Origin of the sequence: Micromonospora sp. NPDC126480, from assembly GCF_040302465.1 — a bacterium.
Classification (GTDB): Bacteria; Actinomycetota; Actinomycetes; order Mycobacteriales; family Micromonosporaceae; genus Micromonospora.
The window spans coordinates 12,531-35,901 of the sequence record NZ_JBEORU010000040.1 but is presented as its reverse complement, the minus strand read 5'-3'; the positions used below and the strand labels follow the sequence as shown (position 1 = coordinate 35,901).

The 23,371-nt window shown below is 71.8% G+C and carries 21 protein-coding genes; 4 read left to right on the top strand and 17 right to left on the bottom strand.

All coding sequences use genetic code 11. The features are described 5' to 3' along the window. Positions 1-47: 47 nt before the first annotated feature. From ABTW87_RS27550 to ABTW87_RS27485, 14 genes are all read right to left on the bottom strand, one after another. Entirely contained in the window at positions 48-1,025 is a 978-nt protein-coding gene (locus tag ABTW87_RS27550; RefSeq protein WP_350654042.1) for a sugar phosphate isomerase/epimerase family protein, read from the bottom strand. Then, positions 1,022-1,906, bottom strand: coding sequence for an SCO3242 family prenyltransferase (locus ABTW87_RS27545; protein ID WP_350654041.1), 885 nt, complete (start codon positions 1,904-1,906; stop codon positions 1,022-1,024). Before ABTW87_RS27545 ends, ABTW87_RS27550 begins: the two co-directional genes overlap by 4 nt. Further along, positions 1,890-3,047, bottom strand: coding sequence for an inositol-3-phosphate synthase (locus ABTW87_RS27540; protein WP_350654040.1), 1,158 nt, complete (start codon positions 3,045-3,047; stop codon positions 1,890-1,892). Before ABTW87_RS27540 ends, ABTW87_RS27545 begins: the two co-directional genes overlap by 17 nt. 479 nt (positions 3,048-3,526) lie before the next feature. Beyond that, complete coding sequence (locus ABTW87_RS27535; RefSeq protein WP_502891658.1) at positions 3,527-4,720, bottom strand: Gfo/Idh/MocA family protein; 1,194 nt, start codon at positions 4,718-4,720, stop codon at positions 3,527-3,529. A 35-nt stretch (positions 4,721-4,755) separates the two neighbouring features. After that, positions 4,756-5,808, bottom strand: a complete 1,053-nt coding sequence (locus ABTW87_RS27530; protein ID WP_350654038.1) for a substrate-binding domain-containing protein — start codon at positions 5,806-5,808, stop codon at positions 4,756-4,758. A 95-nt stretch (positions 5,809-5,903) separates the two neighbouring features. Next, a complete protein-coding gene (locus tag ABTW87_RS27525) occupies positions 5,904-7,031 on the bottom strand; it encodes an ABC transporter permease (RefSeq protein WP_350654037.1) in 1,128 nt (375 codons plus the stop codon). Beyond that, positions 7,028-8,551 carry a sugar ABC transporter ATP-binding protein gene (locus ABTW87_RS27520; RefSeq protein ID WP_350654035.1) on the bottom strand — a complete coding sequence of 508 codons (1,524 nt, stop codon included), beginning with the start codon at positions 8,549-8,551 and terminating at the stop codon, positions 7,028-7,030. The genes ABTW87_RS27525 and ABTW87_RS27520 overlap by 4 nt, the downstream gene beginning before the upstream one ends. Further along, positions 8,548-9,861, bottom strand: a complete 1,314-nt coding sequence (locus tag ABTW87_RS27515; protein WP_350654034.1) for an ROK family transcriptional regulator — start codon at positions 9,859-9,861, stop codon at positions 8,548-8,550. The genes ABTW87_RS27520 and ABTW87_RS27515 overlap by 4 nt, the downstream gene beginning before the upstream one ends. A gap of 326 nt (positions 9,862-10,187) precedes the next feature. Further along, a complete protein-coding gene (locus ABTW87_RS27510; RefSeq protein WP_350654032.1) occupies positions 10,188-11,870 on the bottom strand; it encodes a ThuA domain-containing protein in 1,683 nt (560 codons plus the stop codon). Positions 11,871-11,881: 11 nt separating this feature from the next. After that, positions 11,882-14,689 carry a carbohydrate-binding protein gene (locus tag ABTW87_RS27505; RefSeq protein ID WP_350654030.1) on the bottom strand — a complete coding sequence of 936 codons (2,808 nt, stop codon included), beginning with the start codon at positions 14,687-14,689 and terminating at the stop codon, positions 11,882-11,884. Between the two features lie 390 nt (positions 14,690-15,079). Next, a complete protein-coding gene (locus ABTW87_RS27500) occupies positions 15,080-16,258 on the bottom strand; it encodes an ROK family transcriptional regulator (RefSeq protein WP_350654029.1) in 1,179 nt (392 codons plus the stop codon). 271 nt (positions 16,259-16,529) lie between these two features. Continuing rightward, the gene (locus ABTW87_RS27495) at positions 16,530-17,546 is read right to left on the bottom strand and encodes a YihY/virulence factor BrkB family protein (RefSeq protein ID WP_350654028.1); all 1,017 of its coding nucleotides are present in this window, start codon (positions 17,544-17,546) and stop codon (positions 16,530-16,532) included. Positions 17,547-17,611: 65 nt separating this feature from the next. Beyond that, positions 17,612-18,421: an ABC transporter permease gene (locus ABTW87_RS27490; protein ID WP_350654027.1), complete on the bottom strand. Its 810-nt coding sequence runs from the start codon at positions 18,419-18,421 to the stop codon at positions 17,612-17,614. Between the two features lie 11 nt (positions 18,422-18,432). Beyond that, positions 18,433-19,233 (bottom strand): ABC transporter permease, encoded by an 801-nt coding sequence (locus tag ABTW87_RS27485; protein WP_350654026.1) that lies wholly within the window; start codon positions 19,231-19,233, stop codon positions 18,433-18,435. 210 nt (positions 19,234-19,443) lie between these two features. On the opposite strand from ABTW87_RS27485, the gene ABTW87_RS27480 reads away from it, so the two are divergent. Then, a complete protein-coding gene (locus ABTW87_RS27480; protein WP_350654024.1) occupies positions 19,444-19,770 on the top strand; it encodes a DivIVA domain-containing protein in 327 nt (108 codons plus the stop codon). Positions 19,771-19,911: 141 nt separating this feature from the next. On the opposite strand, the gene ABTW87_RS27475 is transcribed toward ABTW87_RS27480, so the two are convergent. Both ABTW87_RS27475 and ABTW87_RS27470 read right to left on the bottom strand, forming a co-directional pair. Continuing rightward, entirely contained in the window at positions 19,912-20,103 is a 192-nt protein-coding gene (locus ABTW87_RS27475; protein ID WP_350654022.1) for a DUF397 domain-containing protein, read from the bottom strand. Further along, the gene (locus ABTW87_RS27470; protein WP_350654020.1) at positions 20,094-20,897 is read right to left on the bottom strand and encodes a helix-turn-helix domain-containing protein; all 804 of its coding nucleotides are present in this window, start codon (positions 20,895-20,897) and stop codon (positions 20,094-20,096) included. Before ABTW87_RS27470 ends, ABTW87_RS27475 begins: the two co-directional genes overlap by 10 nt. A 478-nt stretch (positions 20,898-21,375) precedes the next feature. Here ABTW87_RS27470 and ABTW87_RS27465 point away from each other — a divergent pair, with 478 nt between their 5' ends. From ABTW87_RS27465 to ABTW87_RS27455, 3 genes are read left to right on the top strand one after another with little or no spacing between them, the layout of a single operon-like run. Continuing rightward, positions 21,376-21,654 carry a flavin reductase gene (locus tag ABTW87_RS27465; RefSeq protein ID WP_350654019.1) on the top strand — a complete coding sequence of 93 codons (279 nt, stop codon included), beginning with the start codon at positions 21,376-21,378 and terminating at the stop codon, positions 21,652-21,654. A gap of 22 nt (positions 21,655-21,676) precedes the next feature. Then, entirely contained in the window at positions 21,677-21,988 is a 312-nt protein-coding gene (locus tag ABTW87_RS27460) for a PadR family transcriptional regulator (RefSeq protein ID WP_350654017.1), read from the top strand. After that, positions 21,988-22,326: a hypothetical protein gene (locus tag ABTW87_RS27455; RefSeq protein ID WP_350654015.1), complete on the top strand. Its 339-nt coding sequence runs from the start codon at positions 21,988-21,990 to the stop codon at positions 22,324-22,326. The genes ABTW87_RS27460 and ABTW87_RS27455 overlap by 1 nt, the downstream gene beginning before the upstream one ends. 70 nt (positions 22,327-22,396) lie before the next feature. Here the strand turns inward: ABTW87_RS27455 and ABTW87_RS27450 are convergent, their stop codons facing one another. Further along, the gene (locus ABTW87_RS27450; RefSeq protein ID WP_350654014.1) at positions 22,397-23,329 is read right to left on the bottom strand and encodes an ABC transporter ATP-binding protein; all 933 of its coding nucleotides are present in this window, start codon (positions 23,327-23,329) and stop codon (positions 22,397-22,399) included. Positions 23,330-23,371 lie beyond the last annotated feature (42 nt).

The following is a 23,371-nucleotide window of genomic DNA, read 5'->3' as shown; positions in this document are numbered from 1 at the left end:
CTTCCTGTACCGCCGCCGGTGGTACGCGCTCCTCCCTTTGCTCTGCTTCACTCCACGCAACGGTCCGTGGCGACCGGTGGTGCGTCCGTTGAAGCAGAGCAAAGGGCGTTCGCGAGAGTTCCTTCCGGCGCCGGGGCGGTCGCGGCGCGCAGGAACTCCAGCGAGCGGGCGGCGACGGCGGGTGCGGCGTGCGAGTGGCGGGGCAGTTCGACCGCGACCAGGCCGGCGTAGCCGACCTCGCGCAGCGCCGCCAGCACCGGCGGAAAGTCGATCTCGCCCGCGCCGAACTCGAGGTGCTCGTGCACCCCCCGCCGCATGTCGTCGATCTGCACGTTGACCAGGTGCGCGGCGACCGCGCGGACGCAGTCGGGCACCGGCAGCGGCTCCAGGCAGCGGCAGTGCCCGATGTCGAGGGTGACACCGAGCCGTTCCGGGGCGCCCAGCGCGGCGTGCAGCCGTCGCCAGCCGGCGATGTCCTCGACAAGCATCCCGGGTTCCGGTTCGAAGCCCAGCGGCACGCCGGCGGCGTCGGCGGCAGCGACCACGGCGGCGCAGCCGGTCACCAGCCGGTCCCAGGCGACGGCGGGCGGCACCGCCCCGGGCCGGACCCCGGCCCAGAAGGACACCGCCTCGGCGCCGAGGTCCGCGCCGACCGCCACGGCACGCCGGAGGAACTCGATCCGGCGGGCCGGGTCGTCGTGCAGCAGTGTCGGGGCGTGCTTGTGCCAGGGGTCGAGCAGGTAGCGGGCCCCGGTCTCGATCACCACGCCCAGACCGAGGTCGGTGAGCCGCCGGGCGACGGCGTCGACCCGCCGGGCCAGCCCGGGCGCGAACGGGTCGAGGTGGTCGTGGTCGAGGGTGAGCGCGACGCCGGCGTAGCCGAGGTCGGCGATGACCGCGAGCGCGTCCTCGAGGCGGTGGTTGGCGAAGCCGTTGGTGCCGTACCCGAATCGCAGCCCGCCGCCGGCGCCGCCCGCCGCGGCCGGGGCGGTGCGGGCGGAAGCCGGCGGGCGGGCGGTGGTCATGTCGGGGAGATCCTCCGGGCCAGCCGCCGGCCCAGCGGCGCGGCCGCCGCGACCGCCAGCCCGAGCAGGCCGGTGCCGGCCCGCGCGGTCAGCGCGCCCTGCAACGCGGGCAGGCCGGTGATGCCGGCGCCGACCGCCGCGCGTACCCGGCCGGCCGTCGGATCGGCGACCACCCGGGCCTGCGCGGCGCCGTAACGGGCGGCGTACCAGGCGGCGAGCGCGACGGGCAGGGCCGCCGCGACGCGGCGGACGGCGGGGCGACCGGTGGCCGGGCGGCGGGTCGCGACGGCGGCGCTCGCGGCGACCAGGGCGGTGCCGGCGAGGGTACGCAGCGCCAGCGCCGGCTCGGCGCCGGCGACCTCGCGGCGGGACAGCGCGGTGACCGTCCAGGTGTGCGCGGCGACGGTGGCCGCCGCCGGCAGCGCCCGCACCGGCCGGCCGCCCGACCCGCCGAGCAGCACGTCCAGCCCCCGGCAGGCGGCCATCACGGCGGGCCCGGCCGCGGTGTTCTTGGCCGTGAGGTCGTACGCCCAGACGGTGGCGGCGAGCGGCAGCGCGACGGCCGCGGCCCGCCGGCCCCCGGCGGCGGTGGCGAGCCCGACCCCGGCGACGGTGAGCCCGGCGGCCAGGCCGAACGCCAGGCCGGGCGCCACCCGGCCGCTGGGGATCGGCCGCTCGGGGCGTTCGACGGCGTCGAGCCGCCGGTCGGCCCAGTCGTTGGCGGCCATGCCGGCCCAGTAGAGCAGGACGGACGCGGCGGCGAGGGCGGGCGTACGCCGGCCGAGCGCACCCGCCGCGGCGGCGCCGGCGACCACGTCACCGGGGACCGAGAGCGCCGCCGGTGCCCGGACCAGTTCGGCGAGGTCAGCTGGGCGGGGCATCGGCACCTCCGTGCAGCCGGCGGGCGAGGTCGCACAGCCGGGTCCACTGGTCGGCGAGCGAGTGCGCGGTGGTGTCGAGCGGGTCCTTGAAGAAGAAGGCGAGCTCGGTCAGCGGGCCGCTGAGGCCGGCGGCGTGCGCGGCGGCGGTGAGCCGGGCCAGGTCGAGCACCAGCGGCGCGGCCAGCGCGGAGTCGCAGCCGTGCCAGGTGAACTCCAGCCGCATCCCGGTGCCCAGGAAGCCGGCGAAGGTGACCAGGTCCCAGGCGGTCTTGAAGTCGCCCAGCTCCTCGACGTACCCGATCCGGGTGTCGCCCTGGGGAAGGTAGCCGAGGGTCTCGCCGAGCACGCGTTGCTTGCTGTGCACCTTGGCCGCGTTGGCGCCCGGGTCGGCGAGGTTGGCGCCGTCGCCGCCGCCGAGCAGGTTGATCCCGGACCAGGACCGGACGGTGAGGTGCCGCATCGCGAACATCGGGGCGAGCACCGACTTGAGCAGCGTCTCCCCGGTCTTGCCGTCGTGCCCCGCGTACGGCACCCGGTGCGCGTCGGCCAGTGCCCGCAGCGCCGGCAGCCGCAGGCCGGTGGACGGGGTGAAGTCGACGTACGGGAAGCCGGCGGTCACCGCCGCGTACGCGTACAGCGAGCTGGGCGGCAGCACGTCGTCGGGACCGGTGAGGGCGGCCCGGAGCGCGGCCGGGTCGGCGTGCCCGGGGTGCGGGCGGGGGGCCGGCTCGGTGGCGGAGACGTTGACCACCACCACGCGGGCCAGCCCGTGCCGGTCCCGGAAGTCGGTGAGGTCGCGGGCGATCGCGGCGGCCCGGTCGGCCTGGCTGCCGTCCCCGGGCGCGGGGCGCAGTTCCCGCTCGACGCCGGCCAGTTCCTCGGGCAGCGCGGCGACCAGGCGGCCGGGCAGCACGCCGACGGCGGCGAGGGCCTCGGCCCGCTTGGCCAGCGGCGTGGCGACCACGTCGTGGCCGCCGAGGACCAGGTCGGCGAAGGCCGGCAGGGCGGGACCGCGCAGCTCGGGCAGCTCGGTGACGCACCCGGTCGGTCCGGTCAGCCCGGCCCGCAGGGCGAGGGCCCCGACGATGCTGGTGGTCGCGACCGAGCCGCGCGCCCCCACCAGCCAGACACCCGTACGCATGGCGCTCCTTCCCTTGGAGGAACCGGCCTTGCATAGAAGTAAACAGATATCAGAAGAACGTTCGGAAAGACACCCTTTGTGCGGATGGGCCCCGTCCGCCGCCCGCTCCGGGGTTCGCCGGCCGGCGTCGAAGTCGGCGGTGACGACGCCGGCCGGCACCCGGCGCGGATGCGGACGGACGGGGCTGGCAGGCAGGGACGGTCGGCGTCTCGCCCCTGTCTCCCCCGCATCCGCCCGGTCGGGGTGGGGCGTGGTGGGGAACCGCCCGGCCGGGTGGCCGGACGGATGGCGGTCCGGGTGGGCCGCCACGGCGGCGGTCCTCCGGTGCGGCCGGGGAATCCCGGTCCGGCCGCACCGGACGACCGTGTTGCTCGCGCCTGCCGGCCGGATGGCCCGCGGGCACGTCCTCCGGTCCCGACCCGATCCCGACCACGGGGCGCAACCGCGGCCGGCCCTCGCCGGTCGGTCCCGGAGGTGACTCAGGCGGCGACCGTCTGCAGCGCCGGCTCCACGTCGGTCCACGAGGACCCCAGCTCGGCCGACCGGCTCACCGCGTCCAGCACCAGTTGGACCTGCAACGCGTCGGCGAACGAGGGCGCCGGGTCGACGCCGGTCGCCACCGCCTCGATGAAGTCCCGCATCTGGTGGGTGAAGGAGTGCTCGTACCCGATGATGTGGCCCGGCGGCCACCAGGCCGACATGTACGGGTGCTCGCCCTCGGTGACCAGGATCCGGCTGAAGCCCTGCTCGGCGGCGGGTCGCGTCGCGTCGTAGAACTCCAGCTCGTTGAGGCGTTCCAGGTCGAAGACCACCGAGCCCAGCGACCCGTTGATCTCCACGCGGAGGGCGTTCTTGCGGCCGGTCGCGAACCGGCTCGCCTCGTAAGTCGCCAGCGCCCCGCCGTCCAGCCGGGCGACGAACACCGCGGCGTCGTCGACCGTCACCGGGCCGGTGGCCGGGCCGTCACCGTCCACCGTGGCCGCCAGCCCGCTGGAGCCGGTCGGCAGCGGCCGCTCCTTGACGAACGTCTCGGTGATCGCGCTGACCCCGGTGATGAGCTGGCCGGTGACGTACTGGGTCAGGTCGATGATGTGCGCGCCAATGTCGCCCAGCGCGCCGGAACCCGCCCTGTCCTTCTGGAGGCGCCAGACCAGCGGGAACTGCGGATCCACGATCCAGTCCTGCAGGTAGGTCGCCCGGACGTGCCGGACCACCCCGAGCCGCCCCTCGGCGACCAGCTGCCGCATCATCGTCACCGCGGGCACCCGGCGGTAGTTGAACCCGCACATCGATCGCACCCCGGCGGCCTGCGCGGTGGCCGCCGCGGCGGCCATCGTGCGGGCCTCGGACACCGTGTTGGCCAGCGGTTTCTCGCACAGCACGTGCTTGCCGGCGGCCAGTGCGGCGAGCGCGATCTCGGCGTGGCTGTCCCCCGGCGTGCAGACGTCGACCACGTCGATGTCGTCCCGGGCGACCAGCTCACGCCAGTCGGTGGTGTACGCGTCCCAGCCGAGCCGGTCCGCGGCCTCGGACACCTTTCCGGCGTCGCGACCGCAGATCAGCGCCATCCGGGTCCGCGCCGGCAGGTCGTAGACGCGGTTCACGGTGCGCCACGCCTGCGAGTGCGCGGCGCCCATGAACGCGTAGCCGACCATGCCGACCCGCAGTTGCATGTCTTTCGTGGACAAGGTGGGTCTCCCCCCGTGTGTCAGAACCCGAGCTTGACGTAGTCGCCCGCGTTCTCCTTCGTGATCGTCTCGGAGGCGAGGATGATCTCCTTGGGCACCTGGAGCTCCACCAGGTCGGACATGCCCCGGCCCTGGCCGATCAGGCGGGCCAGCGAGATCGCCGAGGAGGCCATCGACGGGCTGTAGGTGACGGTCGCCTTCAGGACGGTGTTGTCCGCCTGGATGTCCTCGATGGCCTTCTTCGAGCCGGCGCCGCCGACCATGAAGAACTCGCTCCGGTTGGCCTGCTGGATCGCGGCCAGCACGCCGATGCCCTGGTCGTCGTCGTGGTTCCAGATCGCGTCGATCTTCGGCAGCGCCTGGAGCAACTGGGCGGCCTCCTGCTGGCCGGAGTCGGCGGTGAACCGGGCCGCGCGGCGGTTGGCCACCTTGAGCCCGGCCTGGGCCAGCGTGTCGTTGAAGCCCTTCGTCCGCTCCTGGGTCAGCTCCAGTTCGTCCATGCCGGCGATCTCGGCGATCACCGGGTTGCTGGCGCCCTTCGCCTTGAGCTGCTCCACGATGTACGTCGCGGCGGCCACGCCCATGCCGTAGTTGTCGCCCTTGATCTGCAGCCGGTACGCCTTCGCGTCCGGGAAGGCCCGGTCCAGGTTCACCACCGGGATGCCGGCCTTCATCGCCTCCAGGCCGAAGGCGTTGAGCTCCTTGCCGTCGTGCGGCAGCAACACGATCACGTCCGGCTTCTGCGAGATCAGCGTCGACAGCGCCGCCCGCTGGGCCGCCGCGTCGGCGCCGGCCTCGACCGTCTTGAACTCCACGTCGGAGTACGTACCGGCCTGCGCCTTGGCGTTGTTGGTGATCGCGGCGATCCAGCCGTGGTCGGCGGCCGGGGCGGAGAAGCCGATCGTCACCCGCTTGCCGGGCTCGGCGTTGCCGCCGGGCGCGGCGGCCTTGGTCTGCGCTTCGGTGGGCTGCTGCTCGTTGCTGGTGCAGCCGGCGAGCAGGACGCCGGCGCCGACTGCGGCCCCGCCGAAGAGCAGCCGGCGGCGCGACAGGTCGCGGCTGTGCTGGGTCATGACGACCTCCTGGTTTTCACGGTGTGGGGGTTGTGGAGGGTGTGCGAGGTCCGGCCACCGTCGTCCGCTCAGGTGGCCCGGTGAAACGGATCGGGTCAGGTGGTGGTCAGCCGGTTTCGGCCGAGGAACTGGGTGAGGCTGCGGAACTGGACCTGCTGGACCAGGACGGCGGCGACGATGATGCCGCCCTTGACCATGTTCTGGGCCTCGGTGGTGAGACCGTTGATCGCGAAGAGGTTCGTGATCGTCGCGAAGATGATCACCCCGAGCAGGGAGCCGATGATGGTTCCCCGCCCGCCGCTGAGCAGCGTGCCGCCGATGATCGCGGCGGCGATCGCGTCCAGCTCGTACAGATTGGCCATGGCCGCCTGGGCCGAGTTCGCCTGGGCCGTCAGCATGATGGCCGCGATGCCGCAGCACAGGCCGGAGATCGCGTAGAGCAGCACCGTGTGCCGCTTGACGTCGATGCCGGCCAGCCGCGCGGCCTCCGGGTTCCCGCCGACGGCGACCGTGCGCCGGCCGAAGGTGGTGCGGTTGAGCAGCACCCACCCGGCGGCGACGACCGCGGCGAGGATGTAGACCAGCAGCGGGATGCCGAGCAGATTGTTGCTGGCCAGGCCGTTGATGAAGTTGTTGTCCGAGACCTGGGTCTGCTTGTCGGAGATCTCGGCGGCCAGCCCACGGGCCGCCACGAGCATCGCAAGGGTCGCGATGAACGGCACCAGCCGCCCGTACGAGATCAGCAGGCCGTTGACCAGACCCACGCAGACCCCGACGGTCAGCGCCGAGAAGATCATGCCGCCGGCCCCGTAGCTCTGCGTCGCCAGCGTGGTGCACCAGACCCCGGCCAGGGCGACGATCGCACCGACCGACAGGTCGATCCCGCCGCCGATGATCACGAAGGTCATCCCGACCGTGACCACGCCGACCACCGAGGCGAGCTTGAGGATGCTGAGCACGTTGTCCCAGACCCAGTCCGGGTTGGAGTACAGGTCGGAGCGGGTCGCGGCGCCGATGACGATCAGCACGACCAGCACCCCGATCAGGGCGAGGTTGCGCCGGGCGCCCTCGCCGCCCTCGCCGTGCCACCAGGACAGCCGGCCGCCCGCGGCGGCCTTCTCGCCGGCCAGCGCGGTCTCCGCCGGGTCGACCGGCGGCGACTGCGCCGGCAGCTGGGCCCCGCGCTCCGGCGCGGCGGTGGAGGTGGGCGGACTGTCGCTCATGCCGGTGCGCCTTCCATCAGGGACCCCGCCATGACGAGGTCGAGCACGGTGTTCTCGTCGAGTTCGGCGGCCGGGGCCTCGCGGACGACCCGGCCCTCCCGCATCACCAGCACGCGGTCGGCCAGGCCGAGCACCTCCGGCACCTCGCTGGAGACCAGCAGCACCCCGACGCCGCTGGCGGCGAGGGCGCGGACCACCTGGTACAGCTCGGCCCGGGCGCCGACGTCCACGCCCCGGGTCGGCTCGTCCAGCAGCAGCAGCTTCGTGTCACCGAGCAGCCACCGCCCGACCACGACTTTCTGCTGGTTGCCGCCGGAGAGCGTGCGCACCGGCCGGCGTACGTCCCGGGGGCGCAGGTCCAGGCTCTCCGCGATGCGGTCGGCCTCGGCCCGCTCCCGCCCGGTGTCGGTGAAGCCGGCACGGGCGTACCGGCCGAAGGTGGCAAGCGTGACGTTGCGGTAGATCGGCTCGCCGAGCAGCAGCGCCTGGCTCTTGCGCTCCTCCGGGGCCATGCCCAGGCCGGCCCGGACGGCGGCGCCGACACTGCCCGGGCGGAGCCGCCGTCCCGCCATCGTGACCGTGCCGGCCTCGGCCCGGCGGGCGCCGTAGATGGTCTCCAGCAGCTCCGAGCGACCGGAACCGACCAGCCCGGCGATGCCGACGATCTCACCGGCCCGTACCGACAGCGACACGTCGGCGAACTCACCGGCCCGGGTCAGCCCCTCGACGCGCAGCAGTTCCTCGCCGGCCGGCGCCTCGGCGGGACGGTCCGGGAAGACGTACTCGATGGTCCGGCCGGTCATCCGGGAGACCAGGTCGCCGGTCGGGGTGTCGCGCGCCGACAGGTTCGCCGCGGTGGTCCGGCCGTCCTTGAGTACGGTGACCCGGTCGCCGATCTCGCGGATCTCCTCAAGCCGGTGGGAGATGTAGATGACCGCGATGCCCTGGGCGGTCAGCTCCCGGATGATCCGGAACAGGTTGTCGACCTCGTCGTGCGCGAGCACCGCGCTCGGCTCGTCCATGATGATCAGCCGGGCCTCGTGCGACAGCGCCCGGGCCATGCTGACCACCTGCTTCGCAGCGGCCGGCAGCGACCGGACCATCCGGTTCGGCGGGATCTCGGCGTGCCCGAGCCGACCGAGGGTCTGCCGGGTCCGGCGGGCCATGTGGCCACGCCGGACGAAGCCGAAGCGACGCGGCTCGTGGCCGAGGAAGGCGTTCTCCGCCACCGACAGGTCCTCGACCAGGTCCAGCTCCTGGTAGATGGTGGCGATGCCGGCGCGCATGGCGGCCTGGGGGTTGGCGAAGGTCACCGGCTCGCCGCGCCACTCGACGGTCCCCGAGTCCGGGCGGTGCACCCCGGCCAGGACCTTGATCAGGGTGGACTTGCCGGCGCCGTTCTGCCCGAGCAGGCAGTGCACCTCACCGGCGCGTACCTCAAGCTGCACCCCGTCGAGGGCGCGTACGCCCGGGAAGGTCTTCACCACGTCGGTGAGGCGCAGGACGGTCTCGGAATTCATCGACGCCTCCAGCTGGGCTGCGAAGGTTCGGAGGCGAGCATCGCCACCATCGTCGGGTCGGTGAGGACCCGTTCGACCGCGACATGCGCGGCCCCGTGGGCCGCCGCCCGGAAGTCGAGTTCCGATGCGACGAAGAGACAGCGCGCGTCGGGGCCGGCCACCACCAGCCGGTCGAGTTCGGCCTGCGCGTCGGCGATCAACTGCCCCCGGAACCGGGCGAAGTAACCCCCCAGGACGATCACCCGCGGGTTCAGCAGGTTGACCAGGATGGCGCCGCCGACGCCCAGCCACCGGGCGATCTCCCGCAACGCCTGCTCGACCCGGCGGTCACCGGCCGCCTGCCGCCGTTCGATCTCGGCCAGCCGCTCCTCCGGGACCCGCACCGGACCGCTGTCCGAGCGACCGTAGGCGTGGTCGGGCGCCGCCATCCGCACCAGGGCGGCGAGACCCACCTTGGTCTCCCAGCAGCCGGTGCGCCCGCAGCCGCACCGGTCGCCGTTGGGGTCGACGGGCAGGTGCCCGACCTCGCCCGCGAAACCGTCCCCGCCACGAAGCAACCGCCCTCCGGAGATGACACCGCCGCCCACACCGACCTCGCCGGTGAGATAGACGAGATCCGGCGTGCCGGCAGCCACACCGACGGTGAACTCGGCCAGCGCGGCGAGATTGGCGTCGTTGTCGACGCTGACCGGGATCGGCACCGTCGGCGCGGTGTCGGCGAGCCGCTGCGCCACCGGAACGTTGCGCCAGCCGAGGTTGGGCGCGTACAGCACGGTGCCGGTCTCCACATTCACCAGGCCGGGGACCGCCACGGTGATGCCCATCACCCGGAGCCCTGCCGAGTCGAGGTCGGTCAGGGCCGCCCCCATCACCTGGGACAGTTGCCGCAGCGACCGGTCGACATCGGAGCCCATGGCATCGAAGCCGACCCGCCGGTCGATCAGCGTCCGCCCGGTGAGGTCCAGCCCGTAGGTGGCGATGTAGTCAACGTTGATCTCCAGGCCGAGCGCGCCGACGGTGGCACCGTCGAGTGAGATGGCCCGGCCCGGCCGGCCGACCGCGCCGGCCTGCTGGAGGCCCGTCTCGGTGACCAGGCCGCGAGCCTGCAGCTCACTGATCAGACTGGAGACGGTGGTCTTGTTCAGCCCGGTCTCGGCGGCGATCGCCGCGCGCGAGGCCGGGCCACGAGTGCTCAGATAACGCAGAACGAGCGAGAGATTCGAACGCCGCACGGTGGTCTGGTCGGCAGGGGAACCGGTCGGCGGCACCATGGCGGAACCTGCTTCAACCTGCGCCACCAACTGTCCCACCTCCCCTCCCCGACAATTGTCGAACGTGGTTGTCGAACAACAACGTAGGTGTCGTTCCGGTAACCAGCAACCCGCTCACACACACACGTTCGTAACACTTCAGCAACGGCCGTCGCCGCCAACATACATTCACTGACGATGATCCCCACTTTGGTCAGCAGACGGCGGCCGGGCTCCACGTCCTGCAATTCCGACATCCGGACGCCGCACCCGTGGAACCCGGGCGCACAACACCGTTCTTTTCAATTGTCGGCCCAGCCGACGCCGACTGGCAGCCGTCCGGCCGCGGCGGGGCCGGTGGCGTCACACCGGCCCCGCCGGACCCGTCAGCCACTCAGGCTGAACCAGTCCACGTCGAACAGGTAACCGCCACCACCCTTGAAAACCAGGTGGACTGGGCCGGTGCCGGCCCCGTTCAGGGTGGCGTTGACCGTCACGAAGGAGGTCCAGCCGCCGGTTGCCGGCACCGGCACGGAACCGAGCAACGGCCCCGAGGCCGAGCCGGACCGGACCTCGATGGTGCCCCCGGACGCACCTGAGGAGACCCGGGCGGAAAACGATCTTGCGCCAACGGTGCTCACCGACGCGTATCCAACCCAGTCGCCGTTGTTTATGTACCCGACCGTCTTTCCGCCACTCGCCGCCGAATGGTTCGCGATTTTCACCCCGGCGGACGAGGAGTAGGACTCTCCTTCAATCCGTGGCGGCGCCGTCCCGATTTCCCTGATCCGGATGTTCCGGAACGAGACATCGTGGCCGGCACCGTTGTTCTGGAGGCCGAGGTAACCCTGGAGACCACGGCTCTGATCGCTGTTGGTGAAATCGTTGACCAACGCGCCGTTCAGATAGACCCGAACCCGTTCGCCCTCCACCAGGAGTTCGTACGTGTTCCATTCACCCGCTGAGTTCAACGCGGCGTCCCGCGCGGCGGTGGTCGGCGCCTTGGCCCCGTAAACCGCCCCGGTCGTCTGGTTCGCCGCGCCGGTCCCGCCGATCTGGATCTCGTAACCGCCGGCGGAAGTGGTCCCGGACGTGCCGTCCGCGCCGATCATCACTCCGGAGTCGTCGTCCGGTCCGGCCTGCCGCCAGTCGAGCTTGACCGAGTACGACTGGAACGCCTTGGCCGAGTACCAGTAGACGCCCCGGCCCCCGTACGAGCTGAGGGTCGCGTCGGTGTTGGTGAAGCCACCCGGTCCAGCCTGCGTCCACCCGGTGGTAGCGCCGCCGTAGAGGGTGGTGTAGCCGGTTTCCGGCCGGCAGTCGGCCTTGGCGAAGCCGGCCGCGTACCGGATCCCGCCCAGCAGGTGGGTCCGGAACACCGGATCGGCGAAGGCGGCGTCGGTGTGCCCGCCCCCGGTGTAGAAGGACCGGCCGGCCGCCACCGAGCGGCACCAGGCGATCGGGTGGTCCCCCATGGTGCCGCCGGAGTAGCTGGTCTCGTCGAGACTGGCCAGCACCCGCACCGACGGCCGTGGGTTGGTGTTGAAGTTGTACCACTCGTCGGTCCGGGTCCAGGTCTGCGGCAGGTGCGCCGTCGCGGCGTGGGCCCGGTTCTCCACCTTCGCCCTGGCCGACTGGACGGCCGGGTGGGAGACGAACCGGGCACCCACCAACTCGCCGTACCAGGACCAGCCGTGCTCGGTGTCGGAGGCCGCGTGAACCCCCACAAACCCGCCACCGCCCTCGATGTACCCCTGGAAGGCGTTCTGCTGGCTGGTGTTGAGCACGTCACCGGTGGTGTTGAGGAAGACCACCGCCTCGAACTGGGCGAGGTTGGTGGTGGTGAAGGCGTTCGCATCCTCGGTCGCGGTGACGGTGAAGTTGTTCGCCGCGGCGAGGTCGCGGATCGCCTGGACACCAGCGGCGATCGAGCCGTGCCGGAAACCCGCCGTCTTCGAGAAGACCAGCACCTGGTACGCGGGGTCGGCGGCCGCCACCGGCGGCGCGACGCCACCGGCCAGCAGCAGGGCGGCCGTGACGGCGACCGACAGACGCACGATCTTTACCATGGCCCCTCCCTTCAGGACAGGACGAAGGAGTCGACGTCGAACAGGTAGCCGGTGCCGGACCCGAGGTAGACCAGGAACAGCGGGCCGGACGCGGAGCCGGTCAGGGTGGTCGACACCGACTGGTAGTTCTCCCACCCGCCGGTAGCCGGCACCGCCACCGAGCCGAGCAGGGTGCCGGTAGCCGATCCGGAGCGGATCTGGATGGTGCCACCGGTGCCGCCCGAGGCGATCCGGGCGGTGAACTTCGTCTTCCCGGCGGTGCTCACCGCGGCGTACCCGGTCCAGTCGCCGTTGTTGATGTAACCGACCGTCTTGCCGCCGTTGGCGCCGGCGTGAGTGGCCACCCGCACGCCTGACTGCGAGCTGAACGATTCCGCCTCGGTGCCGCCGGTGGCGAAGGTGAAGGCGTCCAGATCGAACAGATTGCCGGTGCCACCGGTGAAGCGTAGGTAGAGCGGACCCGTCCCGCTCGGCGCGGCGGTCAGCGCGGTGGTCACCTCGGTGAAGGTGTTCCAGTTGCCGGTGACCGGCACGGTGACCGTGCCGAGCAGCGTCCCGGTGGGGGAACCGTTCCGGACCTCGATCTTGCCGCCGGCACCGGCCGAAGAGACCCGGGCGGTGAACGCGGTGGCGTTGCTCAACCGGTACGGCTGGAACGAGATCCAGTCGCCGTTGTTGACGTAGCCGACCGTCGTACCGCCCTCGGCGTTGCTGTGGCTCGCCTTCTGCACCCCGGACTGCGTGGCGTAGTGCTCGGCCTGCCGGTGCCGCGGTTGCAGGATGATCTGCGCGGTGCCGCTGGCCCCGGCGGTGTCGGTGTAACTGGCCTGCAGGACGCCGTAGATGTTCGCGGTCTCGTCGTGCTCCCCGTCGACGGGAATGGTGATCGTCCCGGAACAGCCGGTCTTCGAGGTGATCTGATGGGCATGCTCATCATGCCCGATGAGGTAGGTCAGCGTGACCTTCGTGCAGTCGATGGTCGTGTCCTCCGGGTCGGTGACGCCGATCTGGAACGGCACCGTGTCGCCGAAGCTGAACAGCGTCCCGTCCGTCGGGTTCTGGAACGTCACGGTCGGGGCGGTGTTGCCGACGGTCACCGTGACGTTCGCGGTGCCGGTGGCGCCCTGCGGGTCGCGGACGGTCAGGGTGACGGTGTAGGTCCCGTTGCTGTTGTAGGTCTTCGTCGGGTTCGCCGCGGTCGAGGTGGTCCCGTCGCCGAAGTTCCACGAGTAGGTCAGCGCCCCACCCTCGGGATCCGACGATCCGGCCGAGGAGAAGGCAACGGTCAGCGGCGCTGGGCCGGAGGTCTTGTTCGCGGTTGCCACGGCCTTGGGTGCCTTGTTGCCACCGCCGACGTACTCGATCCGGTAGATCCCGGGCGCGGCGCCGCCGCCGCCGTAGTCGAGCACGTAGAACGCGCCGTCCGATCCGAACGCGGTATCGATGATCTGCCCACCGGCCCAGGGGAAGCTGTTGATCGCGCCGTACGACCCGTTCGCGTTGATATCGACGACCTTGATCCACTTACGGCCGTACTCGGCGGCGAAGTAGTGCCCGTCGAGTTCCTGTGGGAACTTCACGGTGGAGGTGCTGGCGGCGTTGTACCGGTACACCTGGCCGCCCATCGGCGACTCCGAGCCGCTGCCGAACTCCGGCGGAGAGCCGGCGGTGCCGCCGTACCGGATCCAGGAGGGCTTGGCCGCCGGCAGGTTGGTCAGCCCGGTGTTGCGGAACGAGTTGTTGACCGGCGCCGCGCAGTTGTACTGCCCGGTGGCCGGGCCGTTGGGGAAGGTCCACTCCCAGTAGGTCTCGGCGGTCGTGTTCAACCCGGTGCAGTACGGCCAGCCGTAGTTGCCCGGCCCGGTGATCCGGTTGAACTCGACCTGTCCGGCCGGTCCGCGCCCGGCCACCGCGCCGCCGTCCGGCCCGTACTCGCCGAGGTAGACGATGCCGGTGGGCTTGTCGACGCTCATCCGGAACGGGTTACGGAAGCCCATCGCGTAGATCTCCGGCCGGGTCTTCGCGGTGCCCGGCGGGAACAGGTTGCCGGCCGGGATCGAGTACGTGCCGTCGGCGTTGACCTTGATCCGGAGGAGCTTGCCCCGTAGGTCGTTGGTGTTACTGGAGGTCCGCTGGGCGTCGAACTGCGGGTTCCGCTCGGTGCGCTCGTCGATCGGCGACGAACCACCGGACTCGAACGGGTTGGTGTCGTCGCCGGTCGTCAGGTACAGGTTCCCCTGCGCGTCGAAGTCGATGTCGCCGCCGGCGTGGCAGCACAGGCCGCGGTCGCTGGCGACCTTGAGCACCACCTTCTCGCTGGACAGATCCAGCGTGTTGTTGGTGTTCAGCACGAACCGGGACAGCCAGAACTCGCCCTTCCAGGCGTTCCAGTCGGCCTGGGTGCCGGTCTTCGGCGCGTCTCCGGCCGGAGTGGACAGCTTCGGCGAGTAGTAGAGGTAGATGTACCGGTTGCTGGCGAAGTTCGGGTCGACGCCGACGCCCTGCAGTCCCTCCTCGTCGTGGGTGTAGACGTTGAGCTTGCCGGCGATGCTTGTGGTGCCGTTCTTGTCGGTGACCCGGACCGTTCCGTCGCGGGCGGTGTGCACGACGGAGAGGTTGGGCAGGACGGCCAGCGACATCGGCTGGCCGACGTCGCCGCTGCCGGACGCGAGCTGAACCGCCTGATAGTCAGCGGGGTCGACGGGGTGGGCGGTCGCCGGGGACTGGACCCCGGTGACCACCACAGCGGTCGTGAAGGCCAGGATCACGGCGTGCAGCAGCCGCGACCGGCGTCTCGGACGGGACGGGGAAATGAGCATCCTCTTCTCCTGAACTGTGAGCCAGTCAGGCAGAGCGCGCGCCGCCGCGCTGATGCCGGGGTGGGGGTGGTGGAGCGCCGTGACGGGTGCCGAGTCCGCCAGCGGAGGCTTCGAGGCCCCTCGACGCCGGAGCCGGCAACGTCACTTGTAAGGTCGCCGGCCGGCTGCCGCCGCGAGGCTTCGTAGCCGGTGGTGTGGTTGCCCCGGATCATCAGGAGTCCGGACCCAAATGGTCCGAAGTGGTGTGTCCCCCAATTCGTCCGGTGGCCCAACAAACAAACCACAGCGGGCACCTCCCACGCAATAGTTGTTTCGAAAGTTTCGATCGATCGATGGATGATCGAGGGATGCCCGATCGGTTGACCGGCGGAGCCAGCTAGGGCAGCCTCCTCATGCCGCCTCCGAGAAGGCCAGGTCGCTGGCGAGCACCGCGGCGCCGGCGACGCCGGCCCGCGACCCCAGCTCGGACAGGACGACCGGGAGGTTGCCGGTGGCCAGGGGCAGCGACCGGCGGTAGACGACGCTGCGGATCTCGGCGAGCAGGATGTGACCGAGCTGGGCGAGCCCGCCGCCGATCACGATCATGGACGGGTTGGTGAAGCTGACCAGCCCGGCCAGGACCCCGCCGACGCGCCGGCCGCCGTCCCGGATCAGCTGGATGCAGGTGACGTCGCCCTCGACCGCGCCCTCGGCGACGTCCAGGGCGGTGACCTGCCCCCGGACGGCGAGCCGCTCGGCCAGCGCCGGCGACGTGCCGTTGCGCGCGGCGACCGTCGCGTCCTTGGCCAGGGCGGCGCCGCTGAACAGCGCCTCCAGGCAGCCGACGTTGCCGCAGGAACACATCGGACCGTGCGCGTCGACCTGGATGTGGCCGATGTCCCCGGCACAGCCGTCGGTGCCCCGGTAGACCTCGCCGCTGAGGTAGATGCCGCACCCGATCCCGGTGCCGATCTTGACGAAGAGGAAGTCGTCGACCGAGTGGGCGACTCCTCCGTGGCGCTCCCCGATCGCCATGATGTTGACGTCGTTGTCGACCACCGCCGGGCAGCCGTGCTCCCGGGTGAGCAGCTCGCGCACCGGGAACCGGTCCCAGCCGGGCATGATCGGCGGGGAGACCGGGACGCCGTCGCGGAAGCTGACCGGGCCCGGCACGCCGATGCCCACCGCGTCGAGCCGCTCGTACGCGCCGTCCACCCGGGCCTTGTGCAGCAACTCGTTCACCCGCTGGAGGGTCACCTTCGGACCGTTGCGGATGTCGGCCGGCTCGCCGTACGCGGCCACCGGCTCCAGCCGGCCGTTGACCACCTCGACGTCGATCGAGCTGGCGCCCAGGTCGACGGCGGCGAACCGCAGCTTCGGACTCAGCTCGACCAGGGTGGAGCGGCGTCCGCCCCGGGAGGCCGCGAGCCCCGCCTCGGCGACGTAACCGAGGCCGACCAGACGCTCCAGCTCGGCCAGCAGCCGCGGGCGGGGCATCTGGAGGCGGTCGGCCAGCTCGGCCCGGGAGACCGCACCCTCGTCGCGGAGCAGCCGCAGGAGGCGTACGTGCAGTGGATCGACGGTCCGCAACCCGGACTCACCTCTTCGTCGGGTCGTTCACATCGGCGCAATGCCGATGTGTTGTGCCCGACACAGTAAGAGCCTTCCGCCTCACCTGTCCAGAGCTTCAACCAATCTGTCGCCAACTTTTGTCTGCCAAAGCAAAAGCATTGAGTGGATCAAGAAAAGCATCCTGATCATGCAGGGGCGCCTGGGGCAGCAACATCGGGGAAGTTGCTGCCTCAGTGCGCCCGGAGGCAGCAACTTCCCCGAAACTGCGGTCAATCGGGGCGGGGGTGGGTTAGCGGTGGGGGGTGTTGCGCTTTTTGCGGAGCTTGCGGTCGTCGCGCAGCTCCACGTACGGCTCCTTGTCCCGGGGGCGCAGGCCCGCCTCGATGGCGCGGCTGCGTTCCAGCTCGGCGTCCAACTCCGCGCCCAGCAGGATGGCGATGTTGCTCAGCCAGAGCCACACCAGGAAGATGATCACCCCGGCGAGCGCGCCGTACGTCTTGTTGTACGAGCCGAAGTTGCTGACGTACAACGCGAACAGGCCGGAGATCACCAACCAGATCACCACGGCGAGCACCCCGCCGGGACTAACCCAGCGGAACCCGCCGTGCCGGGCGTTCGGCGAGGCCCAGTAGAGGATCGCGAACATCAGGCTGACAAGCACCAGCAGCACCGGCCACTTGGCGATGTCCCACACCGTCACCGCCGTCGAGCCCAGCCCGACCGCGTTCCCCACCGCCTCGGCGAGACCACCGGTGAAGACCACGATCACCGCGCTGAACAGCAGCAGCACACCGATCACCGCGGTCACGCCGACGCGGATGGGCAGCGTCTTCCAGATCGGCCGGCCCTCCGGCACGTCGTAGATCGTGTTCGAGGCGCGCATGAAGCCGGCGATGTATCCGGAGGCGGACCAGAACGCGGCCAGCAGACCGACGATCGCCGCGATGCTCGCCAGCCCGCCGTTCGCCTGCGCCTGGTCGATCGCCCCGTTGATGATCTGTTGGATGTTCTCCTCCGGAACGGCCTGGTTCACCGTGTCGCGGACCCCCTCGGTGGCCCGGTCGCCGAGCAGACCGAGCAGGGAGATCAGGACCAGCAGGCCGGGGAAGATCGAGAGCACCCCGTAGTAGGTGAGCGCCGCCGCCCAGTCGGTGAGGCCGTCGTCGGAGAACTCACGGACGGTGCGCTTCAGCGCCGCCTTCCAGCCGGTGCCGGGCAGGTCGGTCGGGCCGTCCGGCCCGTCGTCCGGACCAACCGGCCGGTTCCGGACGGCGTGCCCGTCGCGGGCGTTCTCGTCGGAGGCCATCGCCGCTCCCTCGGGTCGACTGGGTGCCCCTCCGACATGCCCCGGCGGTGCCGAGGAGTAACCACCTACTTGTAGAGCAGCCGGCCCATCCGGCGGGACGCGACCAGCAGGCCCACACCCAGCACCGCCAGCAGATAGAGGACGTCGAGCAGCCAGCCCCAGCCCCCGGTGTCGACCGTGACGCCGCGGATCAGGTGCACCGCCCGGTAGAGCGGGGTCACCTCGACCAGCCAGCGCAGCAGCGTCGGGTACGCCTGCGCGGGAACGAACGTGCCGGAGAAGAGGAAGAGCACGAACTGCGCCGAACCCATCAGGTCGAAATCCTGCCAGCTGCGCATGAACGTGGAGATCGCCATGCCCAGCGCCCCGAAGGCGAAGCCGACAAGCACCGCCGCCGGGAAGGCGGCCAGCGCCCGGGCCGGCGTGGTCAGGTCCATTACGGCCATCACCACCAGGAACGCGGCCGAGTACGCGCTGCCCCGCAGCATCGCCCAGGCCAGCTCGCCGAGGGCGATCTCGAACGGCTGCACCGGGGTGGCGATCACCCCGTCGTACAGCTTCATGTACTTCATCTTGCCGAAGAAGTTGAAGGTGGTCTCCGCGAGCGCACCGGTCATCGCCGACGAGGCGAGCATCGCCGGCGCGACGAACGCCGCGTACGTGACGACCTGGCCGCCGGTCAGCGTGAGGTCGCCGACCAGCGCGCCCACGCCGACGCCGATCGAGAGCAGGTAGAGCAGCGGCTCGACGAAGCCGGAGACGAGCAGCAGCCAGTAGACGGACTTCAGGGCCGCGACGTTGCGCTCGGTCACCGAGGCCGACCGCCGCGACGCGGCGGAGACGTCGACCAGCCGGGGCAGGACCAGACTGACCATGACGTGCCTCCCTAGACGACGAGCTTGCGGCCGAAGGCGCGGCGGGCGAGCAGCCAGCCGCCGACGGCCCAGACGGTGAGGTAGAGCAGGTGGCCGGCGACCGACCACTGGGGCGCGACCCCGAGCGTCGCCGCCCGGCTCAGGTCGACCGCGTGCCACAACGGCGTGGCGTACGCCAACCAGCGCAGCCCGACCGGCAGGGACTCGACCGGGAAGAACACCCCGGCGAAGAGTGTCATCGGGATCACCGCGAACCGGAACAGCATCGCGAGCCAACTGTCCGTGTCGACCGACGCCGCGTACGCGATCGTGGGCGTGGCGACGGCCAGGGCGAGCAGCGCCGCCACCGGCAGCGTCAGCACCGCCCAGGGCGACCGCAACGCCCCCAGCAGGCCGGTCACCAGGATGAACGCCGTGATCGAGGTGAGCACCCGGAACAGGACGAAGGTCAGGTGGCCGCCGAGGATGTCGCCCACCCGCAGCGGCGCCGCGCTCTGCGCGAAGTAGATCTTGGTCCACTGCAGGTTGCCGAAGACCGGCCAGGTGGACTCGGCGATCGTCACCTGCAGCGCCGTCGAGGCGGCCAGGCCACCGACGATCCACTCCAGGTACGACACGCCGCCGACGCCCTGGTCGATGTACGCCCCGACGCCCACCCCGAAACCGAGCACGGTCAGGGTCGGCAGCAGGAACGACGAGAAGACCCCCGCCCGCCAGGTGCGCCGGTAGCCCACCAGGTAGTACTCCAACACACCGAGCGCCGGCACCCTGAGCAGGGCCGGCCGGGCACGATCCCGTGCCACTTGCGTCATGCTGCTCCCCCCGTCCACCGGCCCTTCCTACCGCACCGGTACGACAGCCGCGCCCACCCTACGGCCCGGACGGAAGGAAGGGCCCCTTATTAACGCCTCCGGTAGAAGAAGGGCCCCTTCTTAACGCGGCGCTCGGTACGTCCGACCCGCAGCGGCGGGCGCGGCTGACGTACCATCGGCCTCCCCTCCACCGCGCACGGGAGTAGTGCCATGCCCCACCTCACGCCGGCCGACGTCCACAATGTCGCGTTCAGGAAGCCGCCGCTGGGCAAGCGGGGATACGACGAGGAGGAGGTCGACACCTTCCTCGACGCCGTGGAACGCACCATCGCGGCGCTGACGGAGGAGGTGGCGTCCCTGCGCGCCCAGCTCGGCGTCGCGGGCGGGGCGTCCGACGCCGGTACGCCGGTCGGCCGCGCGGACACCGTGTCCGCGGAGCTGGATCAGATCAAGGCCCGGCTCGCGCGACTGGAGGCCGCCGTCGCCGGGGGTGGCGGGTCGCCCACCAGCGACCCGCTGTTCGGTCCGGGCCGCTAGCAGGCTCATCCGGCCCGGGCTCCGTGGGCCGGACCCGGCCGTCACGGGGTTCACGCCCACCCCGACAGGTCCGGGCGGGTGACCGACGGGCCCGTGGGCGATCGCCGGGGCCCGGCTGTGGATCGACGCGGCAACCGCCCGCTACCGCCACCCGGAGGTACGCGCGACGAACGCCCGCCAGGCCGCCGGCCCGAAGGTCAGCACCGGCCCGCCCGGGTCCTTGGAGTCGCGTACGGCCACCACGCCGGGGAGGTTGTCGGCGACCTCCACGCAGGCGCCGCCGCTGCCGTTGCTGCGGGTGCTCTTGCGCCACCGGGCGCCGCTCAGGTCCATGTCTCCGCCACTTCCGCCATCAGGTCCAGGGACTGCTGCTGCGATAGTGCCTCACCCCGGACCGACTCCCAAACCTCGACCATCTGCCGCACGTAGTCGCCGCGGTCGATCACCTGCCCGTGCCGCTGCCCGTCCAGGTAGACCACGTCCTCACCGGACGGCGTGGTGGCGATGACGAAGGGTCCGTCGAGCCCGGCGTACGCCCCCGCCGACAGCGGCACGACCTGGATCCGGACCCGGGGCAGCGTCGAACCCAGCTTCACCAGGTGCCGCACCTGCTCCCGCATCACCTCCGGCCCGCCCACGCCCCGGCGCAGCACGTGCTCGTCGACCACCACGCTGAGCAGTGGCGGCCGGTCGCGGGTGAGCACGGCCTGCCGGTCGACCCGGGCGGCCACCTGCTGGTCGATCTCCTCCGCCCCGAACAGCCCGGCGCCGGCCAGGATCGCGCGGGCGTACCCCTCGGTCTGGAGCAGCCCGGGCACATACAGCGGCTCAAACCAGCGCAGCGCCGACGCCTCCTGCTCGATCCCGGCCCAGTCACGGAACCACGGCACCACCGTCTCCCGGCTGAGCCGCCGCTGGATGCGCTCGAACCGCCCGCCGGCCCCGAGCACCGCGTCGCACCGGCGCGCAAAGTCGAGGCTCGGCCGGCGCTCGCAGGTCTCCACCTTGGCCACCAGCGCGCCCGAGTAGCTCAGCGCCTCGGCCAGCGCGGTTTGCGACATGCCGCCGGCGGCCCGGGCCAGCCGCAGCTCCTCGGCGAAGTGGTCCAGCATGGACGATCGGTCCACGGACAGCCTCCGTACATCCTCGGGCCGGTTGCCGTACGCGCAGCTCGTCGGCGCGCGGGACCTCCACACCGTAGTCGTGGTCGCAACAGACTGTCACGCAGCGGAACCGCTCACGGGATCTCGACGGCGGGCGGAACCAGGCCGGGAGCGCCCCGGCCCGACAGCTCCGGGGCGCTCCCCTCCCACCTCGACGGAGGGTTCCAATGCGACTCAGGTTCTGGCGCTGCCCACGCCCGGCACCGCCCACGCCGTTCCCGGCGCCACCGCTTCCCCGACGTACGCCGAACGAACGCCCGACGTGGGCGAGCGCCCCGACCGAACTGGGCTGCACCGGTGGCCCGGACCGCCCCACCTGGGCGACCGCCCCGACGCGGGCCTTTCCCCTGAACCGACCGGGCTGCCCCGGGCGGCTGACCCATGCCCAGGAGTGGCGGGCGAACGGCGGCTGGTGGTCGGGCGGCCCGGAGGACCCGCGCTGATGCCGCGGTACCGCCCGCACCTCGCGGCGCGCCCGTCCTGGCGTTGCCGGGTGTGCGGCGCCGCCTGGCCGTGCTCGCCGGCCCGGCTGACGCTGCTCGGCGAGTACCGCGAGAACCGGACCGGGCTGCTGATCTACCTCGGCGCGCTGCTTGCCGAAGCCATGACCGATCTAACCGACCTGAACGGCCCGACGGTGCCGGCGAACCTGCACGACCGCTTCCTGACCTGGGCCCGGGCCCGGAGCGACGGCGGCCCGGACAGATCTGGACAGCCTTAATCTACATAGGTAGGGTAGAGCCATGGAGCCGCTCGGACGGATCGGTGGCGCCACCGTCGACGTGCTGCGCGTCCTGCTCGACGGGGGGCGACCACGCTGGGGCCTGGAGATCATCAAGATGACCGGGCGTCCGTCCGGCAGCGTCTACCCGCTGTTGGAACGCCTGGAGCGGCACGGCTGGGTCACGTCCTCGTGGGAGGAGACGGATCGGCGCGGACCCCGACGACGCATGTACGAGCTGACCGCCGACGGTGCCCGGGAAGCGCAGCGGGTGTGCGCCCGGGCGGCCACTCGGGCCGCCGCTGTCCGGTCCGTCCGGCCCCGGGAGGCCTGATGAACCGGCTGGCCGTCGCACTGGCCCTGGTCCGCTGCGCCGCCGCGCTGCTGCCCAGCCCGCACCGCGCCCGCTTCCTCGAACAGTGGCGGGCCGACGTGCAGGGCGCCGCCGAACTCGACCTCTCACCCCTGCGCCTCGCGGTGGGGACCACCGTCGCCGCCGCGCGGATCGCCGTCGTCCACCGGAAGGATTCACACGCCATGCAACCCATCGGCCCGCTCGCCCTCGCCCTGCGGCTCGTCGGCGGTCCCGGCGCCCGCCGCCACGCCGTGACCCTCGCCGCGCTGTTCGGTTTCGCCCTGCTGGCCGGCCTCGGACTGCTCCTCGCCGGTTGACGCCCGCGCCGCACGGCGATGTGTGCGGAAGGCCCCTGCTACAACGCCCGGCGTGAACGAGAACCCGACGTCAGTCCACCAGGGTGCGGCCGGTGAGGTGCAGGAACACGTCCTCCAAGCTGCTGCGCCGGACCAGCACGTTGACCGGGTGCAGGCCGAGCCCGGCGACCTCGGCCACGGCCGCGTCCCCGTCCGCGACGTAGAGCAGGATGCGGTCGGGCAGCACCTCGACCCGCTCCCCCAGCCCGTCGAGCTTGCCGGCGAACGTCTCCTGCGACTCGGTCGCGAAACGCAGCTCGACCACCTCGCGGGTGGAGTGCTGCTCGATGAGCGCCCGGGGCGACCCCTCGGCGACGATCCGCCCGCCGTCCATCACCACCAGGCGGTCGCAGAGCTGCTCGGCCTCGTCCATGTAGTGCGTGGTGAGCACCAGCGTGACGCCCTGCTGCTTGAGCCGGAACAGCCGCTCCCACACCAGGTGCCGGGCCTGAGGGTCCAGCCCGGTGGTCGGCTCGTCGAGCAGGACGATGTCCGGCTCGTTGACAAGCGCGCGGGCGATCGTGAGCCGGCGCTTCATGCCGCCGGAGAGCGGCTCGACCTTGCTGTCGGCCCGCTCGGCGAGCTGCACGAAGTCGAGCAGCTCGGCGGCGCGCGCCCGGGCCACCCGGCGGGGGATGCCGAAGTAGCGCGCGTACGTCGTCAGGTTCTCCCGGACGGTCAGCTCCGGGTCGAGGTTGTCGAGCTGGGGGCAGACGCCGAGGCGGGCCCGGATGGCGGGCCCGTCGCGGACCGGATCCATGCCGAGGATGCGTAGCTCCCCGCCACTGGGCGGCGAGATGCAGCCCACCATGCGCATGGTGGACGACTTGCCGGCGCCGTTGGGCCCGAGGAAGCCGAACGCCTCACCGGCGCGGACCTCCACGTCGATGCCGTTGACGGCCGTGAAGTCGCCGAACCGCTTCACCAGCCCCCGTGCCTGGATGAGTGGTTGCGCTGTGGTCACGGGCCGACCCTACCGGCGGGCTCCGACACTCCCCACCGAGTT

Coding starts and splice junctions, on each gene's coding strand:
- ABTW87_RS27530 (WP_350654038.1), bottom strand. CDS start 5,808: ATGACCCAGCACAGCCGCGACCTGTCGCGCCGCCGGCTGCTCTTCGGC.
- ABTW87_RS27545 (WP_350654041.1), bottom strand. CDS start 1,906: ATGCCCCGCCCAGCTGACCTCGCCGAACTGGTCCGGGCACCGGCGGCG.
- ABTW87_RS27540 (WP_350654040.1), bottom strand. CDS start 3,047: ATGCGTACGGGTGTCTGGCTGGTGGGGGCGCGCGGCTCGGTCGCGACC.
- ABTW87_RS27520 (WP_350654035.1), bottom strand. CDS start 8,551: ATGAATTCCGAGACCGTCCTGCGCCTCACCGACGTGGTGAAGACCTTC.
- ABTW87_RS27480 (WP_350654024.1), top strand. CDS start 19,444: ATGCCCCACCTCACGCCGGCCGACGTCCACAATGTCGCGTTCAGGAAG.
- ABTW87_RS27460 (WP_350654017.1), top strand. CDS start 21,677: ATGGAGCCGCTCGGACGGATCGGTGGCGCCACCGTCGACGTGCTGCGC.
- ABTW87_RS27465 (WP_350654019.1), top strand. CDS start 21,376: ATGCCGCGGTACCGCCCGCACCTCGCGGCGCGCCCGTCCTGGCGTTGC.
- ABTW87_RS27505 (WP_350654030.1), bottom strand. CDS start 14,689: ATGCTCATTTCCCCGTCCCGTCCGAGACGCCGGTCGCGGCTGCTGCAC.
- ABTW87_RS27495 (WP_350654028.1), bottom strand. CDS start 17,546: ATGGCCTCCGACGAGAACGCCCGCGACGGGCACGCCGTCCGGAACCGG.
- ABTW87_RS27475 (WP_350654022.1), bottom strand. CDS start 20,103: ATGGACCTGAGCGGCGCCCGGTGGCGCAAGAGCACCCGCAGCAACGGC.
- ABTW87_RS27510 (WP_350654032.1), bottom strand. CDS start 11,870: ATGGTAAAGATCGTGCGTCTGTCGGTCGCCGTCACGGCCGCCCTGCTG.
- ABTW87_RS27455 (WP_350654015.1), top strand. CDS start 21,988: ATGAACCGGCTGGCCGTCGCACTGGCCCTGGTCCGCTGCGCCGCCGCG.
- ABTW87_RS27525 (WP_350654037.1), bottom strand. CDS start 7,031: ATGAGCGACAGTCCGCCCACCTCCACCGCCGCGCCGGAGCGCGGGGCC.
- ABTW87_RS27485 (WP_350654026.1), bottom strand. CDS start 19,233: ATGACGCAAGTGGCACGGGATCGTGCCCGGCCGGCCCTGCTCAGGGTG.
- ABTW87_RS27490 (WP_350654027.1), bottom strand. CDS start 18,421: ATGGTCAGTCTGGTCCTGCCCCGGCTGGTCGACGTCTCCGCCGCGTCG.
- ABTW87_RS27550 (WP_350654042.1), bottom strand. CDS start 1,025: ATGACCACCGCCCGCCCGCCGGCTTCCGCCCGCACCGCCCCGGCCGCG.
- ABTW87_RS27535 (WP_502891658.1), bottom strand. CDS start 4,720: ATGCAACTGCGGGTCGGCATGGTCGGCTACGCGTTCATGGGCGCCGCG.